General features: G+C 62.6%; 17 protein-coding genes. 3 read left to right on the forward strand and 14 right to left on the reverse strand.

The annotated features are described in order from the left end of the window. Nucleotides 1–23 precede the first annotated feature (23 nt). The 12 genes from VUN82_05545 to bioB all read right to left on the reverse strand — a co-directional run bounded on the left by VUN82_05545 (nt 24) and on the right by bioB (nt 12,525). The gene (locus tag VUN82_05545) at nt 24–845 is read right to left on the reverse strand and encodes an enoyl-CoA hydratase-related protein (protein ID XAS73308.1); all 822 of its coding nucleotides are present in this window, start codon (nt 843–845) and stop codon (nt 24–26) included. Continuing rightward, nucleotides 842–2,092, reverse strand: coding sequence for a CaiB/BaiF CoA-transferase family protein (locus tag VUN82_05550; protein ID XAS73309.1), 1,251 nt, complete (start codon nt 2,090–2,092; stop codon nt 842–844). Before VUN82_05550 ends, VUN82_05545 begins: the two co-directional genes overlap by 4 nt. Continuing rightward, the gene (locus VUN82_05555) at nt 2,089–3,453 is read right to left on the reverse strand and encodes an FAD-dependent oxidoreductase (GenBank protein XAS73310.1); all 1,365 of its coding nucleotides are present in this window, start codon (nt 3,451–3,453) and stop codon (nt 2,089–2,091) included. The genes VUN82_05550 and VUN82_05555 overlap by 4 nt, the downstream gene beginning before the upstream one ends. A 9-nt stretch (nt 3,454–3,462) precedes the next feature. Further along, nucleotides 3,463–4,794, reverse strand: a complete 1,332-nt coding sequence (locus VUN82_05560; protein ID XAS73311.1) for an MFS transporter — start codon at nt 4,792–4,794, stop codon at nt 3,463–3,465. 163 nt (nt 4,795–4,957) lie between these two features. Further along, the gene (locus VUN82_05565; protein XAS73312.1) at nt 4,958–5,557 is read right to left on the reverse strand and encodes an XRE family transcriptional regulator; all 600 of its coding nucleotides are present in this window, start codon (nt 5,555–5,557) and stop codon (nt 4,958–4,960) included. 89 nt (nt 5,558–5,646) lie between these two features. Then, nucleotides 5,647–6,027: an Hpt domain-containing protein gene (locus tag VUN82_05570; protein XAS73313.1), complete on the reverse strand. Its 381-nt coding sequence runs from the start codon at nt 6,025–6,027 to the stop codon at nt 5,647–5,649. Nucleotides 6,028–6,359: 332 nt separating this feature from the next. Beyond that, nucleotides 6,360–6,869, reverse strand: a complete 510-nt coding sequence (locus VUN82_05575) for a very short patch repair endonuclease (GenBank protein ID XAS73314.1) — start codon at nt 6,867–6,869, stop codon at nt 6,360–6,362. Between the two features lie 27 nt (nt 6,870–6,896). After that, nucleotides 6,897–8,039, reverse strand: coding sequence for a cytochrome P450 (locus VUN82_05580; protein ID XAS73315.1), 1,143 nt, complete (start codon nt 8,037–8,039; stop codon nt 6,897–6,899). Then, the gene (bioD, locus tag VUN82_05585) at nt 8,036–8,719 is read right to left on the reverse strand and encodes a dethiobiotin synthase (GenBank protein ID XAS73316.1); all 684 of its coding nucleotides are present in this window, start codon (nt 8,717–8,719) and stop codon (nt 8,036–8,038) included. Before bioD ends, VUN82_05580 begins: the two co-directional genes overlap by 4 nt. After that, a complete protein-coding gene (locus VUN82_05590; GenBank protein ID XAS73317.1) occupies nt 8,716–9,915 on the reverse strand; it encodes an 8-amino-7-oxononanoate synthase in 1,200 nt (399 codons plus the stop codon). The genes bioD and VUN82_05590 overlap by 4 nt, the downstream gene beginning before the upstream one ends. An 8-nt stretch (nt 9,916–9,923) precedes the next feature. Next, nucleotides 9,924–11,252 (reverse strand): adenosylmethionine--8-amino-7-oxononanoate transaminase, encoded by a 1,329-nt coding sequence (bioA, locus tag VUN82_05595; GenBank protein XAS73318.1) that lies wholly within the window; start codon nt 11,250–11,252, stop codon nt 9,924–9,926. A 238-nt stretch (nt 11,253–11,490) separates the two neighbouring features. After that, the gene (gene bioB, locus VUN82_05600) at nt 11,491–12,525 is read right to left on the reverse strand and encodes a biotin synthase BioB (protein XAS73319.1); all 1,035 of its coding nucleotides are present in this window, start codon (nt 12,523–12,525) and stop codon (nt 11,491–11,493) included. 208 nt (nt 12,526–12,733) lie between these two features. Here bioB and VUN82_05605 point away from each other — a divergent pair, with 208 nt between their 5' ends. Further along, complete coding sequence (locus tag VUN82_05605) at nt 12,734–14,410, forward strand: hypothetical protein (GenBank protein ID XAS73320.1); 1,677 nt, start codon at nt 12,734–12,736, stop codon at nt 14,408–14,410. 78 nt (nt 14,411–14,488) lie between these two features. Here VUN82_05605 and VUN82_05610 read toward each other — a convergent pair whose 3' ends face one another. After that, nucleotides 14,489–15,697: an IS30 family transposase gene (locus tag VUN82_05610; GenBank protein XAS74619.1), complete on the reverse strand. Its 1,209-nt coding sequence runs from the start codon at nt 15,695–15,697 to the stop codon at nt 14,489–14,491. 252 nt (nt 15,698–15,949) lie between these two features. Between VUN82_05610 and VUN82_05615 the strand changes: the two genes are divergently transcribed. Next, nucleotides 15,950–16,873, forward strand: a complete 924-nt coding sequence (locus VUN82_05615) for an SDR family oxidoreductase (protein XAS74620.1) — start codon at nt 15,950–15,952, stop codon at nt 16,871–16,873. Nucleotides 16,874–16,919: 46 nt separating this feature from the next. Here VUN82_05615 and VUN82_05620 read toward each other — a convergent pair whose 3' ends face one another. Next, on the reverse strand, nt 16,920–18,095 hold the full coding sequence (locus VUN82_05620; GenBank protein ID XAS73321.1) for a zinc-dependent alcohol dehydrogenase: 1,176 nt from the start codon (nt 18,093–18,095) through the stop codon (nt 16,920–16,922). 134 nt (nt 18,096–18,229) lie between these two features. Between VUN82_05620 and VUN82_05625 the strand changes: the two genes are divergently transcribed. Further along, the gene (locus VUN82_05625; protein ID XAS73322.1) at nt 18,230–18,451 is read left to right on the forward strand and encodes a hypothetical protein; all 222 of its coding nucleotides are present in this window, start codon (nt 18,230–18,232) and stop codon (nt 18,449–18,451) included. The last annotated feature ends 100 nt before the right edge of the window (nt 18,452–18,551 follow it).

Consider the following 18,551-nt stretch of genomic DNA (forward strand, 5'->3'; position numbering starts at 1 on the left):
GTCGTGCCGGATCACTCAGCCGATCAACGCCCCGGCCAGATCGGCGCGCGCTTTTCCTGGAAAGCACGCACTCCTTCAGCGGAGTCTTCACTGTCCAGCGCCGCCATAAGAGCCGGCAGTCGCAGGCCGCGCGCTTCCTTGGCCGTCAGGTGGGAAGTCTGAGTGACCATCTGCTTCACGGCGCGGACCGAGGTGGGTGCGCACGCAAGGACCTGGTCCACCCAACGCTGCACAGCGGCGTCGAGCTCTTCAACAGGAACTACCTCGTTGACAAGACCCATGGATTGCATCTCGGCGGCGTCTGCCTTGCGGCCTGTCAGGAGCATCCCCATGGCCTGCGTATAGGGGATCCGCCGCACCAACTGGTGGATGCCGCCGTCGAGCGCTAATCGCCCAACGCGAGGTTCCGTCAAGCCGAACCTCGCGGTGTCGGCTGCCACCACGATGTCGGCACCCAGTACAATTTCCATCCCGCCACCCAGGGCGTAGCCATTGACCTTTGCGATGACCGGGATGTCCAAGCTGGTGCGTAGGCTGAGGCCACCGAATCCGTTGGGGTCCAGGCCGGCCCAATACTCCAGGCCGGTCTTGTCCACGGCCGACGCCGACATGTCGGCACCAACGCAGAAGGCACGGGACCCAGCACCGGTGATGACAACCGCACGCACGGACGGGTCCTGCTCAAGCTGGACCCAGATCTCGTTGAGCCGTGCATGGGTGGTGGCATCCACTGCATTGAGGACGTGTTGACGATCGATGACCACCGTTGCCACGTGGTTCTCGATGGTCAGAGTGACGGCATCAACCGGCGCCTCAACTGGTGCTTGAACTGCTGTCGCCGTCATCGCAACACACCCAGCTGCTGCAGGCGCTCGATCGCCTCTTGGTCGAAGCCGTTCTCCAGCAGGACCTCCACATTGTGCTCACCAAGTCGCGGTGCCGCCCGGCGGATGGTGGGCGGAGTAGCGGAGAGCCGGATGGGAGCGTTCAGCATACGGACAGTGCCGACGCCGGGGTGCTCTGCCTCCACGATCATCCCGTTGGCCTCTGTTTGCGCATCCGCCAGTGCCTGTTCCAGAGTGTGGACGGGAGCGTTGAGCAGCCCCTGCTCCTCAAGCTGGTGGGTCCAATACTCGGTGGTATTGGTGGCGATGCGCTCGCGGAAGATGGCCTGCAGCGCGGGCTTGTTCTTGAACTGCTGCTCCAGGTTGGCGAACTCGGGACGCTGGGTGAGGTCCTCGTCCAGGCCAAGCGCTTCAGAAATCCTGGCCAAGGGATCGGGCGTGAAACCACCCACCATGCACACGGCGCCGTCGGTGGTTTCGAAGACCCCGCTCAGCGGCATCGCTCCCCAGTTGACCTCGTAGCCACGGTTGAGCTGCATGCACGCTTCCTGCATCTGCAAGTGCAGCATGGAGTCGTACATGGTCACCTCCACCTTCTGGCCCACCCCTGATGCCTCGCGTGTGCGCAGCGCCAGAAGGATGCCCTGCATGAGGTGCATGCCGGTGATGTAGTCGCACAGGGTGGTGGGGTAGATGGAGGGCTTGGTGTCATCGGATTCCCGTCGCCACATCACCCCGGAATACGCTTGCGCGATCGCGTCCTGGCCACCTTTATGGGCGTAAGGCCCTTCCGGGCCAAAGCCCGTGCCAGAGGCCCAGATGATTCCCGGGTTCGCAGCTTTCAGGTCCTCGTAGCCGAAGCCCATCCGTTCCATGACTCCGGAGCGGAAGTTGCTGACCACTACGTCCGCATCAGCCATGAGCCGGTGCAGCACCTCGCGCCCTTCGTCCGTACGGGTGTCCACCGAAACGCTGCGCTTGTTCCGGTTGATGGACAGGAAAATCGGGTTATCCTGGCCGTCCTGGTCCGGGAAGGAATTGCGTGAAATGTCGCCGGCGCCGGGACGTTCCACCTTGATGATGTCTGCACCGTAGTCGCCAAGCAGCTGTGTGCAGGACGGACCCATGAACACTTGCGTGAAGTCCACGATCTTGATGCCGTCCAGCGGCAGCGGGGTAACTGCCGGAGCCGCGTTCGTGAGTGCCGACGTCGTGCTTTCAGTCTGGTCGAGGAGAACGGTGCTCATGCCGGCACCGCCTCGTTGGAGTCCACGGTAGCGTTCGACGACGGGACGTCGCCTGGGTCGGCACCATGCCGGCGCATGCCCTGCTGGATATCCAGCGCGGAGACATCGCGGACCAACATGTTGTTTTCCACGGCGAGGGCCGCTGCAACGCCGACGGCCTGTCCCATTGCCATGCAGGGCGGGATCTCGCGCGACATCTTCTGTGCCTCGGGGGTGGCGGAGTAGTGGCGGCCAGCGACCACGAGCTGGTCCACTTCCTTGGGGAGCAGCGAGCGGTACGGGTAGTAGTAGTCACGGCCGCGGGCAACGGTGTCCGCGAAGTGGCGGCGCTGGGTGACGTCGTCCTTGGTCATGACGTACTCGCCCTGCAGGAGGCGGGTCTGGCGGACGCCCATCTGGGAGGCGACGTCCAGCATGTAGCAGTTTTCGAAGCCGGGCAGGTTCGCGCGGACGTACTCCACGGCCTCGGAGATGCGGTCACGGGCTGCGAACTCCGCTGCAGTCATATCAGCCGGGTCAACGCCGTCGAAGCCGCTCATGTGCGGGGCGTTGCACCAGACGACGCCGTCGATGGGAGTCTTGAGCCACCAGAGTTCCCACGCGCCGCCGAGGAGACGCTTGATCTTGCGGTTGATGGCCCGCGCTTCCTTGGGGTTGGCCTGTTCGAAGGCTTCGGCGGCATTGGTGTCCACATTGCCAAGCCGGAAGACCAGCGTGGTGATGTAGTTGTCCTTGGCATAGCTGGCACCGGCGCGGGAGGCGACGTCGATGTCACCGGTGGTATCGATCACGACGTCGGCCATGAACGCTTGCGGGCCCAGTTTCGTTTCGCAGATGACTCCCTTGATCACGCCGCTGTCCACGATGGGACGGGAGAACCAGGAGTGCAGGCGGAGGTCCAAGCCGGCCTCGCGAACGAGGTCGTTGGAGACGCGCTTCCAGCCATCGGGATCGAAAGCCGCGGCGTAGCAGATGGGCTTGGGGTTGGTGTGCGAGTGGAAATCGAAGGTGCCGTAGCGGCCCCACTTGTTCCAGAGTTCTTCCGAGGTCTTGCGGTCATCGGCGGGCGGGACGATTGCCAGGCCCAGCTTCTGCAAGCGCTCCACGTACTCGGAGACGATGCCCGTGACGGTAATTTCCTGGCCGTTGATCATGTCATCGAGAACCAGGACCATACCGCCGGAAGCCAGGCCGCCCAGGGATGAGTACCGTTCCAGGAGGGTGACTTTGGCTCCTGAGCGGGCAGCGGTAACCGCCGCGGCGACGCCTGCGGGACCACCGCCAACTACCAGGACGTCGGATCGTGAGATGACAGGGGCGGTGAGGTCCGCCGTCGTAGTGCTGAGTTCAAGCGAGTTCATGGTGAGTCCTTACTTTCCGACGAAGATGCCGTTGGAGCGGCGCGCGGCGAGGTAGAAAACGATGCTGAGGATGGAGAGGACGGCCACGTAGACCGGGAAGATCCAAGTGAGGTTCAGGGACTGGAACCAAACCAGAAGGTAGGAGGCGGTGCCACCGAAAAGTGCCACTCCGATGCCGTAGCCCAGGGCGACGCCGGTGCCGCGGATGTTCTTGGGCATCAGTGAGGAGCTGACCACGTTGTAGAGGGTCATGTTCAGGACCAGGACGATCGAGCCGCCCAGGAGGACTGCTGCGAATCCGCCAATGCCCGGCTGGACGTACATCAGCATGAGGAACACGGACGGGATGGCGAGGATGCGGGTCACCAGGAACCAGCGGGACATTGCTTTGCCGTCGGCCAGCTTGCCGATGATCCAACTGCCTACTACGAGGATGATGGCCAGGATGGTGGTGAGGGCGAAGACCGCGGTGGGATCTTCCTTGAAACCGCTGCGGGCTGCGGTGGGAAGGCCAACGTTCCAGGCGTAGTTGTAGGCCTGTGCTGCACCCACCACGAAGATGATGGCAAGGACGGAGAGCCAGTGCTTACGGACTCCGGACCACACGGCACGCGGCGTGTTCGTGGCCATTTCCTCGGCCTTGAGGGTTTCCGGTAGGGAGCGGCGGAGGTAGAGAACCACAAAACCGAAAGCAGCGCCGATAATGAACGGTACGCGCCAGCCCCAGTCGGCCATGGCTGCGCCGCCGAGGACAAGACTGCAGAGGAAACTCACCAGCGAGGCCAGCAGGATGCCGATGTTCACGTAGAAGGACATAATGCCGGCCACGTAGCCTTCGCGGCCTTCCGGGGCGAGCTCAACGGCGTGGGAGGTGGAGAGTGGGGCTTCGATTCCTGTGGAGATACCCTGCAGAACGCGGCACACCAGAAGGATGATGCCGGCCCAGGCGCCAATGGTGGCGTAGTTGGGCGTGATGGCAATGATCAGCGTGGTGCCGGCCATGAGCATGATGGACAAGAGCATGACCCGACGTCGGCCGATTCGGTCTGCGAGCGTCCCGAGCAGTATGCCGCCCAAGGGCCGGAAGGCGAACCCGACGGCGAACACGGCCAGTGCGTTCAGTGTGGCGGAGAGTGGCTCTGTGTTGGGGAAGAAGTTCGGTCCAATGAAGGCTGACAGCAGGCCGAAGACCATCCAGTCGTACCATTCAAGGGCGTTGCCGAGGCCCAGGCCCAACAGGCCTTTGCGGACCTGGGGAGTGAACTTTGGGTTCTTTGTGGGGGAGGAGTGGCTGGTGCTTGGTGACGGGACGGCGTTGTCTGTCGTTTGGGTGTTGAGCATGGAAGTGTCCTTACGCTGACGCCCCGGAGGGCGTGGGAGGGTATGACGCAGGAACGCCTGTTGGAAGAGGCGCGTTGTGCGAAAGTGGCAAGGATTGTCTGCGGCCACGGTTCGTGTCCGGACAGTTAAGGGAAAACGCTGGCGCCGTTGATGGGCGGCCGTGTTACCACGCGTGTGGTGCGTTGACCCAGATGGCTACGCATACCTCTTCGTAGCTGTTTTTGTACCAGTGGGGGATCTCTGAGGAGTAGGTGATCGAGTCCCCCTCTTCAAGGCTGTAGCAGACGCCGTCCAGGTAGACGTCCTTACGGCCGGAGATGATGTAGCAGAACTCTTCACCGCTGTGGGTAAAAGGGGTTGCGCTGGTGTCGTGCCCTGGGGGCGTGCTGATCCACTGCGCTTCGATGCTTCCGTCGCGGTTGGGAGTCAGCAGTTCGTGTACGGCTTCGCCCACGGATTCGCGGGTGACGTTCTTCAGGTTGCGTCGCTCGGATCTGCGGACCACCGGTGAGGTGGACTGGTCCTGGCCTATGAAGAATCTCCCTACGGGGATGTCCAGACCGTGGGCCAATTGGGCCAGCGTGGTGAAGGAAGGGTTGGCCATTCCGCGTTCGATTTGGCTGACGATCGCCTGGCTGAGGCCGGTGATGTCCGAGAGCTGGGCGAGGGTCATGCCCTTTGCCTTGCGCATGGTGCGCACCTTGTTCCCCACAGTTGCCAGCAGTTCGCTGGTGGCTGGCGGTGCAGGAGTCTCGGTAGTCATTGCCGCATCCTTCGTTGGTGAGCTAACTCACACAACTATAGTGAAGATTTTTAGCGAGTCAATGGTTTTCTTTATTTTCGTGAAGATCTTTACGAAAGCGAGGGTTGGAGTTCGCAGATCGTTCCGAAAACGAAGGCCTCAATCAGCTCCACTTGCGGCCTCAGTTCCTGAAGATGCCCGGCGTTGGGGAGGAGCCTGATGCTGATCTCCAGTTCCGTGGCCAAGCGGCGCATGCAGATGGCGCCCACCATGTGGCTTGATGTCTTCAGGCTCAGCACGGCGTCCATGGCATCTTCCATGTCCAGGTTGTTCAGTGCGTGATGCAGGCGGTCAACCCGCCACGGCAGGAGATCTATGTAGTTGCGGACGAACCTGCTGACGATGGATCGGTCTCCGCCAAGTTCCGCCTGGAGTCCGATGAGGACGGTGGGATCAACCAGTGAGTCTGTGCACTCGTCATACTCAGACACCAAACCCCTCCCGCCTCCGAACAATAGATTCACGATTCAACAGTAGGCTCCGGGGAACTCTGGGGGCGTCGGAAAAGCAAAGCTTGATCCAATCTTGAGCGGACTCAGAGGGAGTCTTGATCGAAGCCCCCGAAAGTAAGTAAAGGAAATGGAGTAATCGCTGAATCGGGGGATCAAGGCGTGGGTAAAGGAATGGAAATCAGCATGAACGGTGGCGTTCGACCCTCGCTGGGTCTCATGGTCATCATCGTGTTGTGCCTGACGGTCCTGCTCGGTATTGGTGGAACGTCAGCGTATGCGTTGTGGGAGCAGGGCTCCCACGCCGGCAATGATCACTCAGACTCCGCTGGGACTTCTGGGACTGCCGGGAGTGTCGGCTCCAAGGCCCCGTAGGGCGGACTGCCCTCCACATACCCCTCCAAGAACGCTGTCAGCCGTTCTTCCAGGACTGAGCTGTCCCGCAGCTCGCACTCCCACACCGTCAGCACCTCCCAACCGGCAGAGCGCAGCTGTTTCCTCTGAGCGAGGTCGCGTTCACGGGTGCGCATGCGTTTGGTCTCCCAGAACTCCGCATTGGCCGTGGGGGAGTTCAGGCCAACCTTGCAATCATGGAAGTGCCAGAAGCAGCCGTTGACGAAAATGACCTTGCGACGGCTCGAGAACACCAAATCAGGCCGGCCCGGCAGCTTGGTCGCACCAGCTTGCCCGTGCAGCCGGTAGCGGTACCCCTTGGCATGCAGGAGTTTCCGGACCAGTAACTCGGGCTTGGTGTTTTTGCCCCTGATCCTGGACATGTTTCGGCTACGCTGCTCCGGTGTCAGCAAGTCCCGGCTCTCGCCCATAAAGTCCAGCCTACCCACCCAAACTTGCTAGTGGAGTGCGACGCTGACCGTCCGGGGAGCTTGGAAGGAGAGCAGCCGCAGCCATTCCGGGTTGGGGTCCAGGAGCCGGACCCCCTTGAGTGCCGCGGTAGTCTCCTGGACCACGACGGCGGCCTCCAGTTCGGCGAGCTTGGCACCAAGGCAGCGATGTATTCCTGAGCCGAAGGCCAGACCGTAAGGTGTGGGTCCCTGATGCTCAGTACCTTCCCCGGCAGGTTCCCCAGCGCCTTCCCCGGCTGCCCACGGAAAGCCGTGGTTCCCCGTCAGCTCCACCAGGATTTCTTCCCCCGCAAGGATGTGCTCACCGTTGAGCTCGGTATCGCGGGCGGCCACCCGGCGCCACGTAGGCACTGAAGATTCAGTGGCCAACACATGCCGAACAATGTCCCGGGCTTTGGCGCTGGAGGATGCCTCGTCCCAGGAAATTCCCCGGGAGCCCTCGGCAAGACGGAAGAGCGTGGTGCTGATGAGCTGCGTGGTGGTCTCCTGGCCGGCGATGAGCAGGAAGTAGCCCAAGGAACAGATCTCCGGGGTGCTGAGCCCGTGGTCTGCGAGTGCCCTGAACAGGTTTGGTTCCGGGGCGGCTACGGCTTCAAGCACCAGCTCCCGCAGCCACGCGTAGAAGTCCGCTGCAGTGTGGGCCAGCTCGAGCTGCCGTGCGGGATCCGGCCATCCCCAGAACAGTTCAAGGGAGTCCAGGCTCCACGCCTTCAATTGGGGGAGGTCGCGGACGGGAAGGCCGAGCATCTCCAGCATGATGACTGCCGGCGGATACGCGGCCACTGCCTGCACCAAATCAACGCTTCCTGCCGAGCTGAGGAGCTGGGCTGCGCCCGCGGCTGACTCCCGGGAGAGCTGCCTGATGCGCGGTTCCATGGCCGCAACTTTGGCGGGAGTGAAGAAGCCCGCCACTACCTTGCGGATAGCAGCATGTGAGGGGGAGTGGTTGCTGGCCAGAACAGGTGGAAGGGCGAAGCGTGCCTTCTGCAGGACGCGGAGGGCCTGACCGGTCAGGGGCGTCACGGCCAGGAGCGCGTTGGCTGGGCTGAAGTCGTCAGGCCTGTGGAGGACCTCGCGGACGGTATCAGGATCGCGCAACACCTTGTAGGGGCAGGTGGTGATGGTGCTCATGCCGGAACCCCTTGAAGCCAGGAGGCCGCCTGTTCTCGGAACACTTTGGGCTCCATTCCGGCGGCTTCGTGCCGGATGGCGCCCAGCAGGGGGACAGGCCAGTCGGAGATCGTGGCACGGTTGCTTCGTTCCACCGCACCGGGGACCGCGGGCCAGCTGCCAAGCACAACACCGACCACTGGCAGGCCCCTCCGATCGAGGGCTTCCAGCGTCAGCGCAGTATGGTTCAAAGTGCCCAACGACGGCCGCGCCACCACGGCGAAGCCAGCCGAATCGCCCAGGAGGGTTCCGAGGTCAGCCAGCGTCCCGCCGTCGTGGTCCAACTCAACCAGCACACCACCGGCGCCTTCTACAAGGACGTGGTCATGGGTGTTGGCCAGGGCGCGAATTCGCTGGGCATGCGAAGCAAGATGCGGCAGCACCACTTCGTCACAGGCAGCAGCGGGGACGGGGGCCAGCGGCTGTTCCAGCACGATGCCGGCCTCGGCGGTGAGCGGGCCGGCGAGCCGCACTACTTCCGCGCAGTCCGAATCGCCGTCGACGTTGCCGCTTTGGCACGGCTTGTAGACCGCCACCGAGCAGCCGCGTTGCTTAAGGGCTGTGGCGAGTGCCGCCGTCGTGATGGTCTTCCCGACGCCGGTATCGGTACCGGTCACCAGGATGATGCGGGGAAGTTTCATGAGGTTCGCTCCAGGATGCCGCGCAGCACTGCGCAGGCGTGGTCGAGGTCGGTGGGGGTGAGGTTGGCCCGGGCTGTGAGTCGCAGGCGGGAGATGCCGTCGGGCACTGAGGGCGGCCGGAAACAGCCCACCTGGACGCCGGCAGCGTACGCGGCGCGGCTCGCAGCCAAGGCGGCTTCCGCTGAAGGCATGCGGACGGATTGAACTGCTCCGGCAGAACGCTCGACGGCGGCTGCGCGTCCCAGCGCGGGTTGCAATTGGGCTGCGAGAGCGGCTGCGTTGTGGTGAACCGCTGCGGCGCGCCAGGGTTCCTGCTGGATGATTCCGACGGCGGCCATGGCAGCGGCCGCTGAGGGCGGGGCCAGCGCGGTGTCGAAAATGAAGCTCCGCGAACGGTTCACCAAGTGCTCCCGCAGCAAGCCTGAACTAAGCACGGCCCCGCCCTGACTGCCCAAGGCTTTGGACAGGGTGGCGGTGCGGACTACGCCCGGATGGTCCGCCAGGCTGGTGCCAGCCACCGCGCCGCGCCCTTGAAAGGCTCCAACGCCGGCAACTCCCAGGCTGTGGGCCTCGTCGATCAGCAGCACGGCGTCGTGCTCTTGGGCGAGGTTGAACACCTCTTGTAATGGAGCAGCGTCCCCGCCGACGCTGTAGATGGACTCCACCACAACAAGGGCTCGCGGCTGTGTACGTCCCTCCAGGAGGCGGGCCGCGTCCGCAGCGTCATTGTGCTTGAATTCCCGCACTTCGGAGCGGCTCAGCCTAAAACCGTCGATCAACGAGGCATGGCAGTGCTCGTCCGCCACAATCAACGTTCCGGGACCACCCAAAGCAGTGGTGACACCCAGATTGGCGAGGTAACCGGAGGAGAACACCAACGCAGCCTCCGCTCCTGTGAACAGGGCAAGGTGGTGCTCCAACTCAAGATGCAGCTCCGTGGTGCCGGTGACCAGCCGGGACGATGCAGCGCCAGTGCCCCAGCGCCTGATGGCATCCGTGGCAGCCTCCGCCAGTCGTGGATCCGTGGACAGGCCCAGGTAATCGTTGCTGGCGAGGTCGACCATCCGGCGCTGTCCGCCTTCTTTGCCCGGGGTGCCCCCTTTGCCCGCGGCGCCTTGCGGTCCGCGCACCATCGGCTTCCGGACCAGCCCACGGCGCTCGCGGACCTCTGCCTGTTGCTCCAGCCAGGCGGTCATGGAGACACTCATCCTCTGGCCTCCAGCCTGTCTGCAGTGATGGAGACTGCGGCCACCATTCCAGCAGTGATGGTCCTGATCTGGGAGGTTGAGCTGATGTACGGCGGCATCGTATAGACGAGGTTGCGGAAGGGGCGGACCCACACCCCGTGCTCGATCGCCGCCCGGGTCACTGCAGCGACGTCCACCGCGTCCGCCAACTCAATGACGCCCACGGCGCCGATGGTGCGGACGTCCATCACGCCGTCGAGCGCCAACGCAGGGGCCAGACCCTCCGCGAGCCCTTGGCCGATGCGGTCAACGTCCGCCCGCCAATCCCCGTCCCGCAGCAGTCCGAGGCTCGCATTGGCCACGGCGCACGCGAGCGGGTTGCCCATGAACGTGGGGCCGTGGAGCAGCGCACCCGCACCACCGCCAGAGACCACGCGGGCAAGCTCAGCTGTGCACAACGTTGCAGCCAGCGTCATGTACCCGCCCGTGAGGGCCTTGCCGACACACAGGATGTCCGGAACGACGCCGGCATGGTTCGCCGCGAACAATTCCCCGGTTCGACCAAAGCCCGTGGCGATCTCGTCCAGGATGAGCAACATCCCATGTTCGTCAGCCACCTCGCGCAGGATCCGCACGCACTCGGCCGGGTAGATGAACATCCCGCCCGCTCCCTGCAGGACAGGTTCCACGATGATGGCCGCGAGCTCATCGGAATGCTCACGGGCCAGCACCTCAACAGACGATCGCCACTCACTGATGTCTGTTGGCGTGGCGGTCGCCGCGGCTGGGGGACGCGGCGCGAACACGTTGCGCGCCAGCAAACCAGGGAACGCGGAATGCATACCGTCAAGGGGATCACAAACGCCCATCGCCGCGAACGTGTCGCCGTGATAGCCACCGCGGACCGTCAGGAAGCGCTGCCGTTGTGGACGCCCCGAGGCCGTCTGGAACTGCACAGCCAGCTTCAGCGCCACCTCCACCGAAATAGAACCGGAATCAGCCAGGAACACGCGCTCCAACTGGCGGCCAGGCTCGCCCGGTGCCAAAGCCAACAGGTTCTCCGCCAGGTCCACGGCAGGCTGATGTGTCAGTCCACCAAACATCACATGGCTGAAGGACCCCAGCTGACGCTGAATCGCGGCGTCCAGCACAGGATGGCGGTACCCATGGATCACCGACCACCACGACGACATAGCATCCAGCACCTCATGCGTGCGGCCGTCCTCGTCCCGCAGCCGCAGCGCCACGCCGTCGGCCGCTTCAACTTCCCAGAGCGGCAGCGTCCCGGACGCCGGAGCATAAGGATGCCAGAGGCTCGCCCGGTCCCGCTCAATCAGCGAACTCATCGGGACACGCGCCCATGACGTGAGCACTCCGCCGACCACCCCAGCGGCGTCACCTGAACCTTCATCCGGCGGCGGCACTGCGTGCAATAGCGGGGCGGCTCCATCGCCAACCGTTGATGGCAGCCCTGGTGCGGGTCCGACGTCGGGTGCTCGCCGTTGGTGCCTTTATCAGCGGTGCCTTGACTAACAGTCCCGCCGCAGTGCCCGCAGTATTCCGCCGTCGTGGCGCCTACCGCGGTCATAGCGTCTTCTGGAGTTCCTTGATGGGCATGTTGAGCTCCACCAGGAGGTTGAGGTCGGCGGTGGCGGGGCGGCCCAGGGTGGTGAGGTAGTTGCCCACGATCACTGCGTTGATGCCGCCGAGCAGGCCTTCGCGGGTGCCGAGGTCGCCGAGGGTCAGTTCGCGGCCGCCGGCGTAGCGGAGCACTGTGCGCGGCATGGCGAGCCGGAAGGCGGCGATGGCGCGGAGGGCGTCCTTGCCGTCCATGATGCCCTGGTTTTCCAGCGGTGTTCCCGGACGGGGATTGAGGAAGTTCAATGGGACCTCATGTGGTTCCAATGCGGCCAGCTGGGTGGCGAGTTCAGCCCGCTGCTCCAGGGTTTCGCCCATGCCGATCAGGGCGCCGCAGCACAATTCCATGCCGGCGGCCTTGACCATGTTGCAGGTGTCCAGACGTTCCTCATAGCTGTGCGTGGTCACGACCTCGGGGAAGTAGCTCCGGGCGGTTTCAAGGTTGTGGTTGTAGCGGTGGACGCCCCACTCCGCCAGCTGGTCAACCTGGCGCTGGGTCAACATCCCCAGGGAGCACGCGATGTTGATATCAACTTCCTCGTTGATGCGATCGATCGCGAACTTGATCTGGTTCATCAGCTTGATGTCGGGGCCACGCACAGCTGCGACGATGCAGAACTCGGTGGCACCGGTGGCGGCTGTTTCCTTGGCAGCCTTCACCAGCTCGGGGATATCCAGCCACACGCCTCTTACCGGGCTGTCAAAGAGGCCGGACTGGCTGCAGAAGTGGCAATCTTCGGGGCAGCCGCCGGTCTTGATGGAGATGATGCCCTCAACCTCGACGTCCTCGCCGCAGTGCTTCAGGCGGACCTCGTGGGCGAGCTGCATAGCAGCGGGAATCGCTTCGTCAGGAAGTTGGAGGATCTCCACAAGCTGGGCTTCGTTGAGGCCTTCACCGCGCTCAAGGACCTGCTCGCGTGCGATGTCCAGGATGGCGTAGGCAGCGACTGCTGGGGTTCGATGAGTTGTTTGGGTCGTCATGGACTTGACGGTATCCGCGGGCGCGCATCGCGATTTTGTGGGGTCCGTACAAAGGGGTGCTAGGGATTTTGGAGCGCCTTTATGGATCCTGGGCGAGACGGCTGGTGCAGAAGTTACAGCTGTGAAACATCGTTGTGACTGATTTGACCCGCTGCGTGACTAGCGTCGTTGGCGAAGCACCGACCACGAATTTCGAAAGTGAGCACGGATGAGCGACGTTCTGACAGACACCCAAAGAGCTACGACGGCGGGGAACGCCGATGCGATGAGCGCTGCGAAGGAGAGCCTGGAAGATTACACACTCCGGTTCGCCCCGCGCTCTTACCGGAAGTGGAGCGCCGGTGTGGTGGCGACCAGTGCCCTTGGCGGGATTGCCTACCTGGCTGACTTCTCCATCGGGGCCAACATCGGCATCGCCTACGGCACAGTGAATGCTATCTTCGGGATCATTGTGGCCGCGGTGATCATCTTCGCCACCGGCTTTCCGCTGGCGTATTACGCCGCCCGCTATAACATCGATCTTGACCTCATCACCCGTGGGTCAGGCTTTGGCTACTACGGGTCAGTGGTCACAAACATCATTTTCGCCACCTTCACCTTTATCTTCTTTGCCCTCGAAGGCTCCATCATGGCCCAGGGCCTGCAATTGGGGCTCGGTGTCCCGCAGTGGCTTGGCTACGCTGTTTCCACGATCATCATCATTCCGCTGGTGATCTACGGGATGAAGACGCTGGCTACTCTGCAAGTTTGGACCACGCCCTTGTGGTTGCTGCTCATGGTGGTTCCCGTTGGTTATTTGCTGCTGTCACACCCGGACAGCATCGACGCCTTCTTTGCATACACCGGGGCTTCGGGCGAGGGCGGCACCAATCTCGCGTCGGTGATGCTGGCTGCCGGCGTCTGCCTCTCCCTGATGGCCCAGATCGCAGAGCAGATCGATTACCTGCGCTTCATGCCACCCAAGACGGCAGAGAACAAGGGTGCTTGGTGGCGTGCCGTCATTCTTGCTGGACCCGGCTGGGTTATTTTCGGTGCCATCAAGCAGATTGTGGGCATGTTCATAGCCATCTACTTGATCGCCAGGCTCGATCCCGCCGCCTCCGTGCACGCCAACGAACCGGTCCACCAGTTCCTGGGCGTGTACCAGGAGATGATGCCGGCCTGGCTCGCGATGTCCCTGGCCGTTGTGTTGGTGGTTATTTCGCAGATCAAGATCAACGTCACCAACGCCTATTCCGGCTCGCTGGCCTGGACCAATTCGTTCACCCGCATCACCAAGACTTACCCCGGCCGGATGGTTTTCGTGGTGGTCAACCTGGTGATTGCGTTGATCCTCATGGAGTCGAACATGTTCGAGTTCCTCAACACGATCCTGGGGTTCTACGCGAACTGTGCCATGGCCTGGGTGGTCACAGTTGCCTCTGATATCGCGATCAACAAGTACCTGTTGAAGATCTCACCCAAGGTTCCTGAGTTCCGCCGAGGCATGCTCTACGCCGTCAACCCGGTCGGGTTCGTGTCCATGCTGGTGTCCGCAGGCATCTCCATCGCGGTCTTCTTTGGGGCTTTCGGCGTTGGAGTCCAACCGTATTCGCCGATCTTCGCCGTCGGCCTGGCTTTGGTACTTCCGCCGGTCCTGGCTTTGGCGACGCGTGGCCGCTACTACCTGCGCCGCACCGACGACGGAATTGATCTGCCCATGTTCGACGCCGACGGAAACCCCAGCGACGAGAAGCTCCTCTGCCACGTCACCGGCCTTGAGTTCGAACGCCCGGACATGCTCCGCTCAGGCCAGGACGGACCCGACGGCGAACCCCGCTTCATCTCTTCCCTCGCCTTGTCTACGGACAAGTCGGGCGCACTGGTGCTGCCAGCCCAGAAATAGCCCCCCTCACCCAAGTAGGTCGCAGCAGAGCGCGTTTTGAGTAGGCGATGTCAAGGGGTGCGTGCAACACGGCCGTGGTTAGGCTGCCTGTTCGAAGAGTAGCTGGTTGAGACGTTGTGCCGGGGTGTCCAGGTTCAGGGTGGGCCGTGGTCTGCGGTTCAAGGAGTCCTGGATCCGTTTGAGGTCCTTGGCGGTGTATTCGGACAGGTCCGTGCCTTTTTCGAACCAGTGGCGAAGTAGGCGGTTCGTGTTCTCGTTGGTTCCGCGCTGCCATGGTGAGTGGGGGTCGCAGAGGTAGACCGGAGCGTCCAGTTCCATGCGGATTTGTTCGTAGCCGGCAATTTCCGAACCGCGGTCCCAGGTGATGGTCCGGCGCAGGTGCTCGGGCAGGTCCTTCATTTGGGCGATCATTGCCGCGGTGACGGCGTCGGCGCCATGGTCCAGGGGTAAATGGAGGAGGATCGTGAACCGCGTACTGCGCTCGACCAGTGTGCCAATGGCGGATTTGCCGCGTGCTCCGATGATGAGATCACCTTCCCAGTGCCCTGGCACGGCGCGGTCGGCTACTTCAGCCGGTCGTTCGCTGATCTTCAGAGCATCGTTGAACCGGCCCCGGGTTTCGCCGTCCTGGGTCTTCTCACGAGGCACGCGGGCCTTGCGTTTGAGGCTCAAGTACTGAGAGAGGTCCTTGCGCAGTTGGCCGCGGGTCTGAACGTAAAGGCACTTGTAGATGGTCTCGTGGCTGATCTGCATGGATACATCATGGCCGTGTTCCTTGGCCAGGACATCGGAGATCAGCTTCGGACTCCACCCCTCTTCGAGGTTCTCGGCGATGAACGTCGACAACCCGGAGCTGATGATCTTGAACGGCTTGGGACGCAATGCCCGGGCAGCGGCCCGGGCATTGGCAGTCCCGGCATAGTAGAGACCGTCCGGGCCGCTGTTTCGGCGGATTTCCCGCCAAACAACACTCCGGTGACGCCCCAGCGTCGCGGCAATCCCGGCAACGCTCTTACGTTCCCGCAGACCGATCTGGATCTCTATCCGTTCATCCAGGCTCAACGGATGACCCGGGCCGGACGGGCTATCCGCCCGACCCGGACCCGCGATACCGCCTCCGCCTTTTCCCTTTATCAGCTCCATGGCACCAGCTTCATGCCACCACCTCGTGCCACCGCGCCTCGACACACCCACATCACCGGCAGCAACCGCCAACGCAGTGCCCGAGCAAACCAACGCTATGAAACGATCACGATCAACCTGACCAAACGAAAACCTTGTAACCAACGCAACCTCCACCGAAACCAGGAATGTTGCACTGACCATATGATTCCGCCGTACGCAAAACGCGCTCTGCTGCGACCTACTTGGGCTGGCGCTGCGCACGAATAGTCAGGATGCTTAGAATGAGGCATGGCACAGGATGAATGGAACGAAGAGACAGGGCCGACCGGAGAATCTGAGCAGGCCGAGGGATCCGGTCAGGCCGCGGAATCTGAGCAAGTCGAGTCAACAACCGACCTCGACGAAGACATCGCGATGGCTTTGGAAAACCACGTCCTTAACCCGGCGGAGGACCCTGAAGACGCGTCTGATCCACGAACCATGTATCCATCGGGGGAGTTCGAGCCGCAAACCCAGGACTATCCGGGCTGGACCGAGGCAATGATCCCGCGGCCGGACCACGGGGAGCATAGCTATGTGGGCCATCATCGCATGATGGGATTCCGGACCTTGATTACGGGCGGCGACAGCGGGATCGGGAAAGCCGTGGCCATTGCCTTCGCCCGTGAAGGTGCAGATGTGGCGTTCACGTATTTGCCGGAAGAGGAGCAGGACGCCGAATTGACGGTCCAGCTGATCGAGGCCGCGGGCAGCCGTGCCCTCGCGCTTCCAGGGGATCTGCGGGACGAGGAATTCTGTCAGGAAGTCATCGCCCAAACCCTCCAAGAATTCGATGGCCTGAACGTCCTGGTGAATAACGCAGGGTTCCAAATGACTACGAGCCAGGGGATCGAAGACCTTAGCAGCGAACAGTTCGACCGGACCTTTAAGAGCAATGTCTATGCACTCTTCTGGCTTATCAAAGCGGCCCTGCCGCACTTGCAGCCAGGGGCCTCGATCATCAACACCTCATCGATCCAGGGTTACCATCCGAGTCCCTCGCTGATCGATTACGCCGCCACCAAGGCCGCCATCAACAGCATGACGTTCTCGTTGGCAGAATCCCTGGGCCCCAAGGGAATCCGGGTCAATGCCGTAGCTCCCGGGCCGGTATGGACTCCCTTGCAGCCGCCAACCCAGCCGGAGGAGAAAATTGTAAAGTTCGGACAGGACACCCCTCTCGGAAGGGCAGGTCAGCCTGCTGAACTTGCCGCCACGTATGTCCTGCTGGCAACAGACGAGTCCAGCTACATTTCCGGATCGGTCATTGGAGTGACCGGCGGAAAGCACCTCGCCTAAGGCGCCAGCCACCGGTTCCCTCCGGTCAAGAGGATCTTCCAAGAAGTCAGGGCTTGAGCACCACCTTGATGCAGCCGTCCTGCTTCTTCTGGAATTTCTCGTACAAGTCAGGGGCGTCATCCAGACCACCTGTGTGGGTGACCAAATGCATGACTCCCAGCGGATCGGCGTCGTCCTCTACCAAGGGGAGCAGCTGGTCAGTCCAGCTGCGGACGTTGCATTGCCCCATGCGGAGTTGGACTTGCTTGTCGAACATGGTCATCAGTGGCATGGGGTCGGCCTGGCCGCCGTAGACGCCGCTGAGTGAAATAGTCCCGCCGCGCCGCACCAGATCCACTGCCGTGTGGAGGGCGGCAAGACGGTCCACGCTCATGGTCTCCATGGCTACCTGTGCCGGCTTATCAGGGAGCAGGGAAACGGCCCGATGCAGGAATGAGGCCACTGGTGAGCCGTGGGCTTCCATGCCCACGGCATCCACTACCGAGTCCGGACCACGGCCGAGGGTCTCCTCGCGGATCTGCGCGGCGACGTCCGGGCTGTAGTCCATGGTCTCCACTCCGTGTGCTTCCGCCATTGCCCGGCGCTCAGTAACTGGATCCACACCAATGACGCGGAAACCCTTGTGGACGCCAATTCTGGAGGCGAACTGGCCCACAGGACCCAGCCCCAGCACTGCCAAGGTGCCGCCCTCGGGGACGTTGGCGTATTCGACGGCCTGCCATGCAGTGGGAAGGATGTCCGAGAGGAACAGGTAGCGCTCGTCGGGGAGGTCGGAATCTACTTTGATGGGTCCGTAGTCTCCGAAAGGCACACGCAGATACTGTGCCTGGCCGCCTGGGACGGAGCCATAGAGTTCTGAGTATCCAAAGAGTGCAGCCCCCGTACCTTTGGCTTTGACTTGCGTGGTTTCGCATTGGGATTGAAGGCCTTGGTTGCACATGTAGCACCGGCCGCAGGAGATGTTGAAGGGCACCACAACGCGGTCGCCCTTCTGGAGCCGGTGGACCTCTGAGCCCACTTCTTCCACGATTCCCATGGGCTCATGGCCGATGACGTCGCCCTTGTGCATGTAAGGGCCCAGGACTTCGTAGAGGTGCAGGTCCGAGCCGCAAATGGCTGAAGATGTTATTCGGACAATGACATCGGTTGGTTCCTGGATGGTGGGATCGGGGACATCAATGACGCTCAATGAACGCCTGCCCTGCCACGTCACTGCTTTCACAATCGCTCTCCCTGCTTTGGGGGCTGGAGGTGTCCCGCGCTGCAGGAGACCATCCCAGCGAAGCAGAGTTGGCAGCGCCGCACAAGGTCTTCGGTAGCCTCGACAGCCCCTGATGCCGGGCCTACATTGAGGCTATGAGCGAAGAATCGAGCGAACCGGACCGACCGCTTTCCGAAACCCCAGCGCCTGCTGAAGCTTCAAAACCCGGCGTACCTGCCGACGTCGAGCATGAGGACAGCAGCCCCGGGACGGGTGACTTCACTACCGAAGTGGACCCAACCTTCATCCCTGATGAAAGCGGCGAGACGCCGGAGGAGAAACGCGCCAGGGAACATCCAGAGCCGACGGGTAGCTAAACGCGCTCCTAGGCAATCAAACAGCGGACGACGGCGGCCCTCCCTTGACTGCGTCGGTCACCTGCGTCCCCAATTTAGTAAGTAACCTGATAATTGGTGT

This window comes from Micrococcaceae bacterium Sec5.1, from assembly GCA_039636795.1.
Taxonomy (GTDB): domain Bacteria; phylum Actinomycetota; class Actinomycetes; order Actinomycetales; family Micrococcaceae; genus Arthrobacter.